Genomic DNA, 15,116 nt, shown 5'->3' on the forward strand with positions numbered 1-15,116 from the left:
CTTCGCGAAGGTTCGCAAAGCTTTCATTTGTTGTACTCGTTTGTTGCGGCGAAAATTATTTCGCAGCTGAAGTATCAGCAGCAGTAGTATCAACAGCAGCAGTAGTATCAACAGCAGCAGTAGTGTCAACTGCAGCAGCAGCTGTAGTGTCAGTAGTAGCAGCTTCTTCAGTTTTACCGCCACATGCTGCTAGAGTCATCATACCAGCAACAAATAAGAATGCAAATGCCTTTTTCATTTTTTGTGATGTTTTTAAGGTTTCCGTTACAAAGGTAAATACATTTTTAATATTTGCAATGGTTTCCTTAAAAAAAAATTAAAAAATTATTAAAGTTCAAATTAATTCCTTGAAAAATACAATTTTTTGACGCTTTTCCTTTTTAGAGCACGTAAAAAAGGGTCAAAAGTCGCTAGTAATTCCCCTTAACTTTTTGATTATGTGCTGGTTTAACCAGTTTCATTTTTATTGTCTTCTCAAAAAATTTTCACTGATTAATCTCAAAGAAACAATTTTACTTTTTGATTCAAGGGGGGTTTTACGTATAATTGCTACCATTCATCTCCCATTTTTCTAAACTCTTTTCAACCTCAATGAAAAATCTCTTTTACCTTTTTACACTCGTTGTACTACTTGCATCCTGCCAAAAGCGGGCATACGTCACTTTCATCCCCGCTCCTACTTTTGAGTATCACTCAAGCCCACAAAAGGGGCAAGTACAAACTCATACCCCTGAACTAATTTCCGAAGCCCTTGCTTCTGCTCCGCAGGAAGATAGTTCTCCAACCCTCCCTGAAGAAATCGCTTCTACTGAAATAGTAGCTGCTTCAACAGAGGTCGCTTCTACCACAAACACTACCTTTCAGCCTAAAAAAGCATCATTAAAACAACGCATAGCCCAGCGAGTGGTAGAACGTAAGCTCACAAAAATGGGCGTTTTAAAACATACACAACCCAAAGCTACCAAAACCGACGGGGTATCAGTCGCCTCATTTCTAGCCGCCATTCTTGGCATAGTAGGTTTATTTGCCACGGGTTGGCTATTTTTAATTGGAATGGTCGCCGCCATTGTCCTCGGCTTTATTGGTCTCAGCCGCGTTCGTCATAGCAACGGGCAACTCGGAGGAAGAGGCTGGGCCATTGCAGGACTTGTTCTAGGTTTTATCGAACTCTTGTTATTAATTCTTGGCGTCTTGTTTGTTGCGGCTTTGATTAGCGGCTTTGGCGCTTAATCTTATTTTATATGAAAAGAACCTTGGTCATAGGTGACATACACGGTGGTTTACGTGCGTTACAGCAAGTAATGCAACGCGCTACTGTCACGACCGAGGATACGCTCGTTTTTTTGGGTGATTATGTCGATGGCTGGAGCGAATCGGCCCAAGTCATTGATTTTTTGATAAAACTTTCGGCAAAACAACCCTGTATTTTCATCAAAGGAAACCACGATTTATGGTGTGAGGGCTGGCTTGAAATGGGCCTTGCCCCGCACCATTGGTTGCTACACGGCGGAAGTAGCACGGCCAAAAGTTATCAACGCTATAACATTGAAGCAAAGCTGGCTCATTTGGCTTTTTTTAGTCAGATGAAATACTACTACATTGATTCTCAAAACCGTTTGTTTGTACACGGTGGCTTTACGTCGGTGTATGGCCCCGAACAAGAAGAGGATGAAACCGTTTGCTGCTGGGATCGTACCTTGTGGGAAACGGCAGTCAGCATGGATAAAAACCTTTCTTCAACGCTTTATCCTAAGCGTTTTAAGCGCTTCAAAGAAATTTTTATTGGCCACACGCCAACCCTCAATTACCACACTGATTTGCCCATGCACCGTGCCAACATTTGGAACATTGATACAGGCGCCGCTTTTCACGGAAAACTCACCTTAATGGATGCTACCACCAAAGAATACTGGCAAAGCGACATCGTCCAAACCCTCTACCCTGGCGAAGAAGGAAGGGGGAAGAAGTAGTTTGTAAGTTTACTGTTTGTAAGTTTGGGGTTTAGAGGTTGATGTTTTTATTTTTGGAAAAACCCAAAACCGTAAACCCGAAACCCAAAAACTAACGCATCAACTCTCGAAGTACATCCAGTGACTTGATTTCTCCTAACCCTTCCAAGTGGACTTTGTAGAAAAAAATGAGTGCGTCCAGCAATTTGCTACGTTGAAGGCGGTCTAAATGGACTCTGGCTTCGTAGGGTAAATGTATAAACACTTGTACTGCCTCTCGCATTTCGGGTTCGAGGGTATATGGATATAAATTCTCCGCCAGTTGCTCCTCAATTTCCTTGACCGTTTCGGGTCCAAAACCTAGAAAAAACGCAAATTTTGCCAAAAATTGAAGGTGAAAATTTTCGTATCCCGTCGTCGTTTCTTCCAAATAAGTGATGGATTCGCTAAGAAATTCAAACAAAGGACTATTAGTTTCTTCCTCTCTGAGTGTTTTAACCAAAAGTTCGGTGATAAAAAGCGCAATGCTCGATTTTACAAAATCAAACGGGAGACTTTTAAATGGCAAACTACATTTAATTTCGGATAGACGGTGGATGGTTTGTTCTTTACTCTTATGGTACACCACCAAGTCGAGCAAAGTCAGTGGCTGAAACAACGCAATTCGGTTGGTTTTGGACTTGGCTGACCGTACGCCGTTTACGATATAGCTCTGAATGCCAAACTCTTCCGTGTAGATTTTGGCAATAATCGACGTTTCGCGGTAACGAAGGAAATTGAGTGCTATGCCACGGGTTTTGTGAATCATAAGGGAGATACTGACGAATAGTGGGGCGTGAGTCGTAGGAATTTCAGTAATTTGCCGACCAAATTAGATGTCAAGTTTATGGAAAAATTGCTAGTAATTAAAATAGGCGGCAACGTCATTGATAATCCTGAAGCCCTCGATCGCTTTTTGTCGTCGTTTGCGAGCTTGCCTCAACACAAAATATTAATCCACGGTGGCGGCAAAATCGCGACCCAAGTGGCCGAAAAGTTAGGCATCGAAACCTTGATGGTCGATGGCCGACGCATTACCGACGAAGCCATGCTGAACGTCGTCACGATGGTCTATGGAGGTTTGGTAAACAAAACCATCGTTGGAAAACTCCAACAAAAAGACAGTAATGCCATTGGGCTCACGGGTGCTGATGCGGCCGTTATCAAGGCCCGTAAACGCCCCGTAAAAGAAATCGACTACGGGTTTGTGGGCGACGTCGCAGCGGTGAATAGCGACCAACTTTCCGCCTTTCTCCATGGTGGCCTGGTGCCTATCATTGCCCCTTTGACCTTCGACCCTGCTTCGGGAAGTATGCTCAACACCAACGCCGATACCATGGCCTCGTCGGTGGCAGTAGCCTTAGCGGCCCAGTTTGAAGTAAACTTGGTGTATTGTTTTGAGAAAAAAGGCGTCTTGTCTGACCCTACCAACGATGACGCCGTCATTCCTCAAATTGCCCCAAGTGCCTACCAAGCTTACAAAGCCGAAGGGGTAATCAATAAAGGAATGATTCCCAAACTTGACAATGCCTTTGCCGCCCTCCAAAATGGCGTGGCCAAAGTAACCATTTGTCATGCCGACCAACTTGCTACGGCCGTCAATGATGGCAGTGCAGGAACCCAACTCATCAACGAATAAAAGTAACTATTTCTAACAACCATACTATTTTTTTATGACTGCCGAACAAAATCTCGCAAAACTTGGAATTACTTTACCACCTCCGCCAGCCAAAGGGGGTGTTTACACGCCTGTCGTTGTCACAGGAAATTTAGCGTACATCTCTGGGCACATCTCCTTGGAACTTGACGGTAGTCTGATTGCGGGAAAAGTAGGCAGAGACTTAACCGCCGACGAAGCCAAAGAAGCTGCTCGTAAAACAGGCTATTTACTTCTTTCGACGCTTCGTTCGCAGTTTGGTAGCCTCGATAAAATCAATAAAGTAGTAAAAATCTTGGGTATGATTAACGCCATTCCTGAGTTTGAACAACACGCTTACGTCATGAACGGTTGCAGCGAACTGTTCGCTGAAATCTGGGGAGATGAGCGCGGCGTAGGCGCACGGAGTGCCGTAGGCATGGGTTCATTGCCGCGCATGGCCGCCATCGAAATCGAAGTTATTTTTGAGTTAGCCGACTAATGTGAGCGAGGTTGCTCACAACCTCGCCGTGTTCGGGATTACTCACAACCTCGCTGTGTTCGGGGTTGCTCACAACCCCGATGGTCGTTGAGAAAACACCTTTAAAAGAGTTAGCCCCCTCCTTCGTCGGGGTGACAAAAAGGAAAAGATACAACAACAGCGGGAAATCCTACAAACAAAAAGCCCTCCGAAAGCATCAAAACTTTCGGAGGGCTTTTTGTTTAGGTCAAACGGTAGGTTGTGAGCAACCTACCTCACATGTATTTACTACAGCTCTGCGACATTGAATCGTACTTGAATACCACCAGAAGTAACCGAGCGGCGATACGAGTTAAGTACATACGGGTTGTTAAACGTACGGTCGAAATAAAACTGTAAGCTCCACAATTTGCTCACTGTATAGTTCAACTGCGGGCGCAACTGGAAGTTATAATTTCCTTGAGTAGCCGTAGGAGGCTCTTCAAAACGGCGCTGAATCGCCCGTGTATCTCTGATGGTAAAGCTACAGCGGAACTGCAAATCATTTTTCAACTTCTTAAATTCCCCATTGATACGGAACGGAATTCGTACGTTGTTGCGCGTGAAACCAATCGTTGCCGTTATGTCACGGTTAAACAGCTCTGCCACTTGTGAGTTCGACAAATTGAGTGCCACGTTACGGTCTTGGTTGTAGCTAAACTGCATGTCAATCTTATTCTGCGTACGGGCACGAATCCCAATCAAAGGCGCAAATTTCTCCGATAGTGAAATCGTACTCATCACAAACACAGGAATGGCTTGACCATTATCTCCTGGTAAGATTGCCAACGGATAGTTCATCACGGCAAGGTTGACATACATCGACTGATAGTCGAGCGATGACGTGAAATTCCCCACGCTATACGTCGATTGATAGCTATGCTCCAAGGTAAATGAGCTAAATATCTTTTTGAAAGCCCCCAACTGCGACAACCCGTTGTAGTCCACTCGCCAGTTTGGCATTGGGAAACCAAGGAATGGGTTGGTACGTACTTTTGAGGGGTCTTTCTTCGGATCTTTACCATTGTAAGCCGCAAAAAACGCCGCAATCAGTACATCTTGTGAATTAACATTGTAATCACCCAGTTTTTCATTAGGATTCTCACGCAGGCGCTTTTCGGTCAAAATCGTCACAAAATCTTCGCGATAGGCTTTGAAGCGGTCGAAAATAGGTGACGTATTATCGCTATTAATTTTGGCAAAAGCCGTTCGGAACGACATAAATGACATTTGGAAATTACCGTTACGAATCGGGCTTTGGACTTCGTAAGGCCCGCCTGGAGTCGATGGCCGATAAAACTCTCGATAGTCATCCCCTCGCGTTAAGGTCGCCGAAATCTGAACCCGAAAATCTTTGAACGGTTCCAAACGGGTGTTCATTCGGAACGTCCGATTGAGCGTCTGCATAAACGGTAAGTTGAGCATCGTACTTTTTGTCAACCAACCTCTATCGGCAGCTTCTCGGTGGAAATTGCGGTCTTGACTTCCCAATACAAAAGGTAATCCAGGGGCATTCATCGCCGCATCTAACCCAAATCGGTTAGGGTCATCGGGCAAAAACCCTGGTAATGTCGTCGTTTCCTGGCGCGAATAATCCACATCGATACCACGCACCGTCATCAACAAGCGCGTAATGTTTTTCAGCAATTTGCTCGGTTCACGATTTATTTCTTCATCATCCCCTGGGCTACGCGCAAAGTTTTTCCGCTTAGGCGACGGTGTATTGGCAAAACGTAAGTAGCGAAGTTTGTTGTACAACATCACAAAATCGACTTTCCCACGAATGCTTCGGTCTAAGCTATTCCGAATGGTATTTCCGTAAAAAACACCTAGTGTATCGCTGATTCCGAGTGAATTGGCTTGGTATTGATAACCAATATTATGGCTATAATCCGCCGTCATCCAGTCGAGCAACGGGATTTTATCCAACGGTAAGCGGTAAGTCAGACGTAGTTTTTGGTCAAAGTTTTTAGTCCGTCCAAATCGGCGCAAATTGTTCCAAATTGAATCTTGCTTTGCTCGCGTATCAATATCACCTTGAGGCTCATCCACCACGGCATTGGCCAACGCACTGTAGGATAACATGATGCTCTTGGTCAAGTTCCACGACACATCGTACGAACGATTGAACAAGAAGTATTTTTCGTACAACGGAGACTGCCCCAATGACGTCAAATCACCTGTTCGGTACAACGTCCGAACAAAACTACGGTCGGCATCGAAACGCACTGCCACTTGGGTTGGCAACAACGAAAGATTAAACTCTTTCAACAACTCTAGGTAAGGACGTTCGAGGCTTTTGACGGTCTTAAACGGCGCCCAAGGTTTTTGCGGGAAGCTGTATTGGTACACTATTCCACCTCGGTATTGGCGTTGGGTATAATCTGCCAACAAACTACTGCGGCGCGTTTGCTCATTGAAAGCATAGGTAAACGAGAAGTTTTCAATGTCCCAGAGATGCCGTTTGGCATTCGGCCCTACTTTTGTCTTTCGGACGTTTGAGAAGTTGATACCCCGTCGTTCCATTTTTTCGACTGCCGAATTTTCTAGCTGCATCCTGCGGGGGTCATTCTCGGCATAATTGGCCAACGAAGTCGCCAGAGGCGTATCAGGGTCGTAAGGGTTAAAATGAGGACGTACTTCGCGCAGGTCGTAGTTGACATACACAGGAATTTTAAAGCCCCATTGCTGTGGTAAAAACTTATCCAAAGCCAACGCCGACGACAAGCTAAACTCCGTGGTGTTGTCACGAGAGCGGTCGGCGAGTTTTTGCTGAACCCCACCAAAACCAAAAGTTGTCCATTTTCCAGCTACTTGAATCGTACCCAAATCTGCCAGTTTAATATCGGCCCTAGCGATAGCCGCCGTTCCCGATTGGTTTTCAAACCCTTGCACGTGCAATTCATTCACCCAAATACAGAAACTTTTCGCCGCCTGGTCATCCGAACGCGGGTTTCGCAAGCCAATCATGGTCACCATGATATTACTCAAATCGGGACGTCCTACTACCGTAATTCGATAGATTCGTCCTAACGCATCGGTTTTGGTAATGGTATAAGGTACGGTCAGCGAAGGAGCCGTTTGTCTGTCACGCTCTTGTTTGGCTTCAATGAGCCATTTCATTTCTATGTCAATCTCGTTTTGCTCGGGCCATACTTGCTCTGGAATATCAGTATTCGGGCGAGTCGCGCGTAATTTCGTTACTTCAACTTCATAATAATGCTCCGTCACATCCGTTCCCAAACGCAAGAAAGCCGACACTTGACCGTCTTCGTCTTGATCATTGTGCATGTGGACAAACATTTTCAAACGCTCACGGAAAAGCATGTTTTGACTTGTCACGTTTTTGAACGCCGCACGAGAATCACCATCACGAAGGTTGGTCACGCACAAGCTCATGGCTTGTTCGTTCAATGGGCGTTGGTTTGGCGTGGTATAATCAACGTCACGCTGCCAACCTGGAGGCACAGCATAGATTTGTTTCTTCGTATCTGAGCCTGCGACTACCTTCGAGCTGTTTTCTTCGGCACTTACGGTCGCAATCTTAAATTGAGCATCGTAAGGTTCAGGCACTTCTTGCAAACCTTTGGCATTGAGGTCGCCTGTATATTTACGGTATTGCGTTGCCACCATTTGAAGTTGAGCAAAGCGAAGTACCACAGGATTATCCCAATCTGTCATGTACAGACGAATAAATCGAATGGATTTAAACCCGTTGATATTACCCACCTTGCGCGTAAACTCGCGTACGGGAATACGGAACAAATACCAGTTAACGTTGTCTCCTGCCCCGTTGGAAGCGGTTACTTTATCAACGATATATGGCTTCCCAACGTCGAGTTGGCCAGGTTTTAGATCAACTTCATACTCATAATACGCTTCTTGGTCGTTGATGGTATTGTCGGTATTGAGGTCTTCTCCGTCGGGTAAGTTAGTAGCCGCTTCGGTAATCGCGTTAGTACGTTCAAACTCAGGGGTATTGTTTTCCGTCCCCATGTAGTTTTTATAACGCTCTACAATTTTCTTATTGGCGCTATCGGCTTTGGCACTAAAATAAAACTCAAAGTCGTCACCAGAGGGGTCAGCCGCAATTCTTTGACGGGCTTCTGTCTTTAGATTAGCGGGCAAACTTTGAAGATAATTATTAAAGAAGGTACGTTCTTCGGCGTTATTCAAACCATCTAGCCCAATATCTTGCTTTTCTCGCGCGCCAGGCTGATTGGTAAAGGCATTAATAATAAACTGTTGACGAGTGCTGTATCCCCAAGGAGTCTGAGCTACCGTTGCAGTTGGTTGAGTTGCCGTAGGAGTCGTCGTCTTCTCTCCAACAGGCAAGCCGTTCTCGAAGTCGTAACGTCCGTTTTTCATTACGTCTTCCGAAATTTCTCCCAAGTTAAAAAACAGCTTACCTCCCGTTACGTTATTTTTGTTAACAAAGCCATCTTTTACAACCCCATTCACCCCTTCTTTGAATGGATCCATCATCCAAAATTCCAAGATTTCGACGTTGGCATTGTCAAAGTCCACATCAGATCCAATGGCACGAGTAATAGCCCCAAAGTTCTTACGGGGATTGCGCAAGCGCCCGTCAGGATCAAGGTCTGGGTTATAGTTGTACTGCCCACGCTCGCTTGGGAAGTAGGCAACGTCGAGAATATTTTCTGGCAAATTCACTAAGTACAAGCCCCGTCCTGTGAAGATTTCTTGCGGTGTAAACAAGCGCTCATACACGTTGTTAAAATCTTCTTGAACAATATTGGGTCGTTGCGGAAGGCCAATCTGGGCATTGGGAGAAAACGAAATATCAATGGAATAGGCAGAAATTTTTGCCCGATTGTGCCCATATTCTAGCGGATTAGCGAGTGTTCCCTGAGGAAATTGTTGAGGAGTTCCTCCCATCCGCCAGCGGGTTGGCTGGCGGGTAAGGTCGTACTGAGTACGTGCCGACTCAAAGTCATCGACCACAATACGGTTTCGTACCTGTGGGTGCAAACCTGCAAATGACTGCGCAACCTCGCCCTGAAACTGAATACTTGACATTTCTTTGGTCTGAATCAACGGCAGTTTATCCAGTAATTTTGTCAAGAACGGCGCGTCTTTGCGGAACGTAAAGTCGGCCCCAATAATGCTGTTGCTGACGGGGTCGTTACCCAAAGCGGCGCGCGTCAAAAACCCTGCGGGCGTTTCGCGTAAGCGCATGGCCGTCATCCCTACTTGCACGTGGCGATTGATGGTATAATTGAGACGAGTTCCTAACAAGGTACGAATCTGGTTTTGGAACAAATCGGGCTGTTCGTAGCAAACTTCAATATCACGGCCTGAGTTAATTACACTTTCGTTCATAATTCGCACCGCCGACTGTCCTTCGACCATGTAATCGACGCCTGGCGTAAGTTGAACGCCGCCCGCCCGCACAATCACCGATTTTTCGGACACCCCGAATGGCAAAGGCACCGTTGCCCCTCCCATCGAACCTTGGTACGAACCTTTCAAGAAATACTTGTTTTTCTCCGTAATCTGCTGTGCATCAATCTGGGTAGAGCGATAGAGTTCATTAAAAACGTACTTGTTGGCAAGCACTTCATCGCCCGTAAATTGTTTGGCTAAATTTGTTCCAAATGGCTCCAACACTGGAAAAATAATCCGTCCGTAACGGCTATCAACGGTGGTACCGTCGATAAAGTCAAAGTTTCCGTCCCCAATAGGTTTGCGGTTATTGTCCAAAACGGGGTCATTGAGGGGGTTCAATTTATCAAGCCCCATCACGCGTAGCAACGGGATATTGGCAATAGGCCCTTCCTGTAAGTTAGGAATATCCATCCCCGTTATATCATCCTTATAAATGACCCGAAGTTGAAAATTCTGTTTCCCCAATTGTGTGGTATTGAGCGAATAGATGTTTTTCATCATCAAATTCCACATGGGATGATTGGTATTGTTACGAATCGTCGATGACTTCAACAATTTCAATACCAATATTTGGTCTTCAGGACGAGCCTGGTAATCTTCGGTCAACTCCCCTACTTTATATTTTTGTCCGTTAAGGGTATATTCATAAGCAACGGCCAAAATTTCATCGTTCCGAAGGGGTGTCAAAAGCGACATATAGCCCAGTTCGGGATGAAACTTAAACTCCCGCTCACTCAAACGCCGTGCTCCTCGCAACACATCATAGTCATCGCCACGGCGAAGGTTGTACGACTGCTCCATGGCCGTACTTGTTTGGTCGGCTTGGCGTACGTTGGCATCTGTCGTAATTTTTTGGTACAACCCATTCGATTTATTGTCCAACGGGCGCGTTGCCGCAATCGGTTGAACGTTCGGGTTGGCGGTATTAAACGGCTTAGGTTCACCCAAATCAGACAAACCGACAAGGTTACGCAGGGTTTCGGTGTTGTTGGTACGGTTGGTCACATATACTTCCAAACGCGTAACTGTTACTCCCGACATAATCATTGGCAAGTTACCCAACCAACGCTCGTAGTTCTCGCGGAAATATTGTCCTAAGAAAAAGTGGCGATTTTCGTCGTAAGCATCGGCACGAATTTCAAACTGACGGTTTTGGGCTCCTCCCCGCAATGTAATACACTGCTGACGAGAGCGTTGTTGTGAAGCTACGACCGTCGCGGTTAAACGTCCAAAACGAAGGTCAACTTTTGCTCCAAACAAATTCTGTACCCCAGGAATCAACTGAGAAGGAATTTGCCAGTTGACATTCCCTGCCTGAATACCTTGAATAATACTTTCGTTTTCGGGAATATAATCAAGTGGGCCAGTTCCCATTTGACCGACACCCATCCCTTGTTGATTTAAGCCATTCTGTACCCCTTGGCCCAAACCCGCCCCGTTGGGCATGTTAGGCACATTAGGCAGGTTTTGGTTCACTTTCCCTGGACGGTAATCGAGTTTCAGCTGATTTTCAAAATTGAAACTCGACTTGGTATCGAAGTTGGTCAACAAACCCAATTTATCGCCAATCTTCCCATTGAAGTTGACGTTGATTTGTTCGTTAAAAATAAAGTTAGTAGCCCGACGCTGACGAATGGGAATAAGCGGGTTATCGGTTTCTTGGTGCATGACGCCAAAATCCAACAACACAAACCCGTTGGGTTTAAAGTCAATACCACTACTACCAAAGATTCGGTCGAACCCTGGTGGCAAATCCAATTTAGGCAATAAGCCCTTGGCTCCCAACGCCCCTTTTCCATCTTGCTTCGATGAATAATCACGCCAGAGGTAATTAAAAACGCGACGGTCCTGCAACTTCTGAAAATCCTCATAGGTCATACTCAGAGGATTACGGTAGTTGAGTGGCGGCGCTTTAGGATCACCTATACGCTCATAGACCGACATTCGTCGGTTGGTGTCTAATCGAAACTCATTGGTGAGGCTTTTAGGCTCACGTAAAAAAAGTGAGGAACGAGGAGGAACATAATTGAAACGATTGCTTGGGCGATCGTCCCAACGAGAGTACAGAAATCGCCGACTTTGACGGTTCTCACGGCTAGTGTCTTGAACGGCTGTTCTCCGACTTTGGTTAGAAGTCTGAGCCTCAGCAGATTCGGCACCCAGCCACAAGGCGGTTGACAAACTGGCGATAGCGTACGATTTAACAGAACTAGAATAGAATTTTTGTGTAATAATGCCCACGATGCTTCAACGGTCTTACGTACTCAAAAGCTTAACGGCCAAAACCTTGCCAATCGTCTTTGAGTAAACGGATATTTTTAAGAAAGCGGGCTAAAGATAGATATAACTGTCGAAAAAAGTAAATTCTTCGTCAAAAGCCCCTATTTCAAGCCTGTCTAATTAGAGATTTGGGCTATTAGTTTGGTTAACAAATAAGCATCTGCTCAAAAACTAGCCATAGATGACTATTTAATGATTTTTTTACAATAAAATAACATATATTTTAAAATATTTTTTTAAACTTCATTTATTTTTCCGAGTTTTACACACGTTTTTCGGCGTTTCGCACTATTTTTATGCCATTGATCTGTTCCTATCACACATGACATCATTGAATCGAAGACATTTTATTAAAACCACTTCAATGGCAGGCGCGGGAGTTTTAATGGCTCCCGCTCTTTTTGCGAACTCTTTCCCAACGGTTCGCGTACCAGCTGCCCAGCGTAAGTTCAACAGTTCGACGATTGAGGCTACCATCAGTCGCATGAAAAACGTCATCAAAGACCCCGAATTGGCATGGCTCTTTGAAAACTGCTTTCCCAACACGCTCGACACCACCGTTCATCATAAAATAAAAGACGGCCGCCCCGACACGTTTGTGATTACGGGCGATATTCATGCCATGTGGCTACGCGACAGCACCGCTCAGGTATGGCCTTATTTGCCGTTAATTAAGCAAGATGAATCGTTGAAAAAACTCATTGCGGGGGTAGTCAATCGCCAAACAGAGTGCATTTTGATTGACCCGTATGCCAATGCTTTTAACGATGGCCCAGGGCATAGCGAATGGTTGAAAGACCACACCGATATGAAGCCCGAATTGCACGAACGTAAGTGGGAATTGGACTCACTTTGTTATACGGTTCGGCTCGCCTATCACTATTGGAAAACCGCCCAAGACACGAGTATTTTTGACGAAAAATGGCTCAAAGCCGCTCAGCTTATCATTGCTACCTGCCGCGAACAACAACGCTTAAAAGGACGTGGCCGCTACAGTTTTGGACGAACCACCTCGTGGTCAACGGATACTGTCCCAGGTAATGGCTATGGCAACAACACCAAACCCAACGGACTCATCCACAGTATCTTCAGGCCATCGGATGACGCGACACTGTACCCATTTCTGATTCCATCGAATCTATTTGCCGTCGTTTCGTTCCGCCAACTGGGCGAAATTGCGGAGACCGTTTATAAAAATGCTGCATTTGCCCAAGAATGCCGTGCGTTTGCCAACGAAGTCGAACAGGCCATCAAAAAATACGCTATTATCAACCACCCAACTTTTGGGCCAATGTACGCGATGGAAGTGGACGGATTTGGCAACTGCCTTTTCCAAGACGATGCCAACGTTCCCAATTTACTCGGTTTGCCTTACTTGGGGGCAGTCAATGCCAATGACAAGATTTACCAAAATACGCGGCGGTTTATATTGAGTGACTCCAACCCTTATTTCTTCCGTGGAAAAGCAGCCGAAGGCATCGGCAGTCCACACACGCTGGTGAATCAGATTTGGCCGATGAGTATTATCATGCGAGCCATGACCTCTACCAACGACCAAGAAATAGCCGCCCAACTACGTTTCTTAAAATCGACCCACGCAGGAACTGGCTTCATGCACGAGTCGTTCGACAAAGACGATGCCTCGAAGTTTACCCGTAAGTGGTTTGCGTGGGCCAACACACTTTTTGGGGAACTTCTCCTGAAAATTGAACGAGAACGCCCGCATTTACTCAAAGCATAGTCCGCTCAATTTTAGCCATTTATGCACCCAATACCTAACTTATAAACACCCAATCTCTCAAGCCTCCTCTGGGGGCTTGGGGACTTTTATGCCCTATGAAAAAATCACTTTTCTCGATTGGAATCGCGGTATTGAGCCTTACCGCCTTGGCCCAGCAGCACTCAGAACAAAACCACAGCAAGTACATTGCACCCTCTGACCCTCAAGTAAAAACCAAACTGGCACAGTGGCAAAATGTAAAGTTTGGCTTACTCATGCACTGGGGAACGTACAGTCAGTGGGGCATCGTGGAAAGCTGGAGCTTATGCCCCGAAGACGAAGGATGGTGCGAACGCCGTGGGCCGTACAAAGACAATTGGTACGAGTACAAAAAAGCATACGAAAGACTCCAATACACGTTTAATCCTACCCAATTTGCTCCTGAAAAATGGGCGACTGCCGCCAAAAATGCGGGGATGAAGTACGTGGTTTTTACCACCAAACACCACGACGGGTTCTGTATGTTTGATTCTAAATACACCGATTATAAAATTACCAAATCACCGTTTAGCACCAACCCTCGTAGCAACGTAGCCAAGGAAGTTTTCGGGGCGTTTCGCAACGAAGGCTTTATGGTGGGGGCTTATTTTTCAAAACCCGATTGGCATACCGATGATTATTGGTGGTCGTATTTCCCGCCTAAAGACCGTAACCCATCGTACCATCCCAAAAAGTATCCTCAGAAGTGGGAAAGCTTTAAGAAGTTTACCTACAACCAGATTGAGGAATTAATGAGTGACTACGGAAAGGTGGATATTCTTTGGCTCGACGGCGGCTGGGTTCGTCCGTTTAGCACGATTGACACGACCATTTCGTGGCAAAAAACCATTCCTTTTGACCAAGACATCGACATGGCCAAAATCGCCAAACGTGGCCGTGAGTTACAACCTGGGCTTTTGGTTGTGGATAGAACGGTATCAGGTGAGTTTGAAAACTACGTAACACCTGAGCATCAGATTCCTGACAGCTATATGCCCATTCCGTGGGAAACTTGTATGACCATGGGCGACTCTTGGAGCTATGTACCAAAAGAAAATTACAAATCAGCGCGAAAGTTAATTCACATTTTGGCGGATATTGTTTCAAAAAATGGCAATTTGCTACTCAATATCGCTCCTAGTCCAGAAGGTGATTTTGATGCCGAAGCCTACCAGCGTTTAGAAGAAATTGGCAAATGGATAAAGATAAACGGGGAAGCGATTTACGAAACTCGCGGCGACAATGTGGTTGGCAAACAAGGGAAATTTGTATTTACGCACAAAGGCGACAATGTGACATACGCCATTTACTGCGCCGACGAAAAAGAAAGCTTTCCGCTGTCGTTTGACCTTGAAAAAATAAACTTGACCAAAACTTCAAAAATTAGCCTTTTGGGTTTTCCTGACAACTTAAAATGGGTTCAGAAAGACGGCAAAATTACGGTTCAAGTTCCTCAAAAATTGGCTCAAAAAGTGCCTGGCAGTTACGCTTGGACAATAAAAATAACAAAGTAAGCAAACAAGC

General features: G+C 45.4%; 9 protein-coding genes. 6 read left to right on the forward strand and 3 right to left on the reverse strand.

Annotated features, from left to right (window positions below; all coding sequences use genetic code 11):
* Positions 1 to 55: 55 nt before the first annotated feature.
* A complete protein-coding gene (locus FHS57_RS15505) occupies positions 56 to 238 on the reverse strand; it encodes a hypothetical protein (protein WP_028522143.1) in 183 nt (60 codons plus the stop codon).
* A 353-nt stretch (positions 239 to 591) separates the two neighbouring features.
* Here FHS57_RS15505 and FHS57_RS15510 point away from each other — a divergent pair, with 353 nt between their 5' ends.
* Positions 592 to 1,230 (forward strand): DUF4190 domain-containing protein, encoded by a 639-nt coding sequence (locus FHS57_RS15510; RefSeq protein WP_183975179.1) that lies wholly within the window; start codon positions 592 to 594, stop codon positions 1,228 to 1,230.
* 11 nt (positions 1,231 to 1,241) lie between these two features.
* Positions 1,242 to 1,970, forward strand: coding sequence for a metallophosphoesterase family protein (locus FHS57_RS15515; RefSeq protein ID WP_183975181.1), 729 nt, complete (start codon positions 1,242 to 1,244; stop codon positions 1,968 to 1,970).
* A 91-nt stretch (positions 1,971 to 2,061) separates the two neighbouring features.
* Here FHS57_RS15515 and recO read toward each other — a convergent pair whose 3' ends face one another.
* Positions 2,062 to 2,757 carry a DNA repair protein RecO gene (gene recO, locus FHS57_RS15520; RefSeq protein ID WP_183975183.1) on the reverse strand — a complete coding sequence of 232 codons (696 nt, stop codon included), beginning with the start codon at positions 2,755 to 2,757 and terminating at the stop codon, positions 2,062 to 2,064.
* A gap of 78 nt (positions 2,758 to 2,835) precedes the next feature.
* On the opposite strand from recO, the gene argB reads away from it, so the two are divergent.
* Positions 2,836 to 3,627: an acetylglutamate kinase gene (argB, locus tag FHS57_RS15525; protein WP_183975185.1), complete on the forward strand. Its 792-nt coding sequence runs from the start codon at positions 2,836 to 2,838 to the stop codon at positions 3,625 to 3,627.
* Between the two features lie 34 nt (positions 3,628 to 3,661).
* A complete protein-coding gene (locus tag FHS57_RS15530; RefSeq protein ID WP_028522147.1) occupies positions 3,662 to 4,126 on the forward strand; it encodes a RidA family protein in 465 nt (154 codons plus the stop codon).
* A 267-nt stretch (positions 4,127 to 4,393) separates the two neighbouring features.
* Here the strand turns inward: FHS57_RS15530 and sov are convergent, their stop codons facing one another.
* Entirely contained in the window at positions 4,394 to 11,794 is a 7,401-nt protein-coding gene (gene sov / locus FHS57_RS15535; RefSeq protein ID WP_183975187.1) for a T9SS outer membrane translocon Sov/SprA, read from the reverse strand.
* A gap of 361 nt (positions 11,795 to 12,155) precedes the next feature.
* Here sov and FHS57_RS15540 point away from each other — a divergent pair, with 361 nt between their 5' ends.
* A complete protein-coding gene (locus FHS57_RS15540; protein WP_183975189.1) occupies positions 12,156 to 13,574 on the forward strand; it encodes a glycoside hydrolase family 125 protein in 1,419 nt (472 codons plus the stop codon).
* 95 nt (positions 13,575 to 13,669) lie between these two features.
* On the forward strand, positions 13,670 to 15,106 hold the full coding sequence (locus tag FHS57_RS15545) for an alpha-L-fucosidase (RefSeq protein ID WP_183975191.1): 1,437 nt from the start codon (positions 13,670 to 13,672) through the stop codon (positions 15,104 to 15,106).
* Positions 15,107 to 15,116: the final 10 nt, after the last annotated feature.

Source organism: Runella defluvii (assembly GCF_014195535.1).
In the GTDB taxonomy this organism is placed as follows: Bacteria; Bacteroidota; Bacteroidia; order Cytophagales; family Spirosomataceae; genus Runella; species Runella defluvii.

Bases quoted from the DNA above. Each gene is read 5' to 3' on its own strand.
- FHS57_RS15505 (WP_028522143.1), bottom strand. From the start codon at position 238: ATGAAAAAGGCATTTGCATTCTTATTTGTTGCTGGTATGATGACTCTA.
- FHS57_RS15510 (WP_183975179.1), top strand. From the start codon at position 592: ATGAAAAATCTCTTTTACCTTTTTACACTCGTTGTACTACTTGCATCC.
- FHS57_RS15515 (WP_183975181.1), top strand. From the start codon at position 1,242: ATGAAAAGAACCTTGGTCATAGGTGACATACACGGTGGTTTACGTGCG.
- recO (WP_183975183.1), bottom strand. From the start codon at position 2,757: ATGATTCACAAAACCCGTGGCATAGCACTCAATTTCCTTCGTTACCGC.
- argB (WP_183975185.1), top strand. From the start codon at position 2,836: ATGGAAAAATTGCTAGTAATTAAAATAGGCGGCAACGTCATTGATAAT.
- FHS57_RS15530 (WP_028522147.1), top strand. From the start codon at position 3,662: ATGACTGCCGAACAAAATCTCGCAAAACTTGGAATTACTTTACCACCT.
- FHS57_RS15540 (WP_183975189.1), top strand. From the start codon at position 12,156: ATGACATCATTGAATCGAAGACATTTTATTAAAACCACTTCAATGGCA.
- FHS57_RS15545 (WP_183975191.1), top strand. From the start codon at position 13,670: ATGAAAAAATCACTTTTCTCGATTGGAATCGCGGTATTGAGCCTTACC.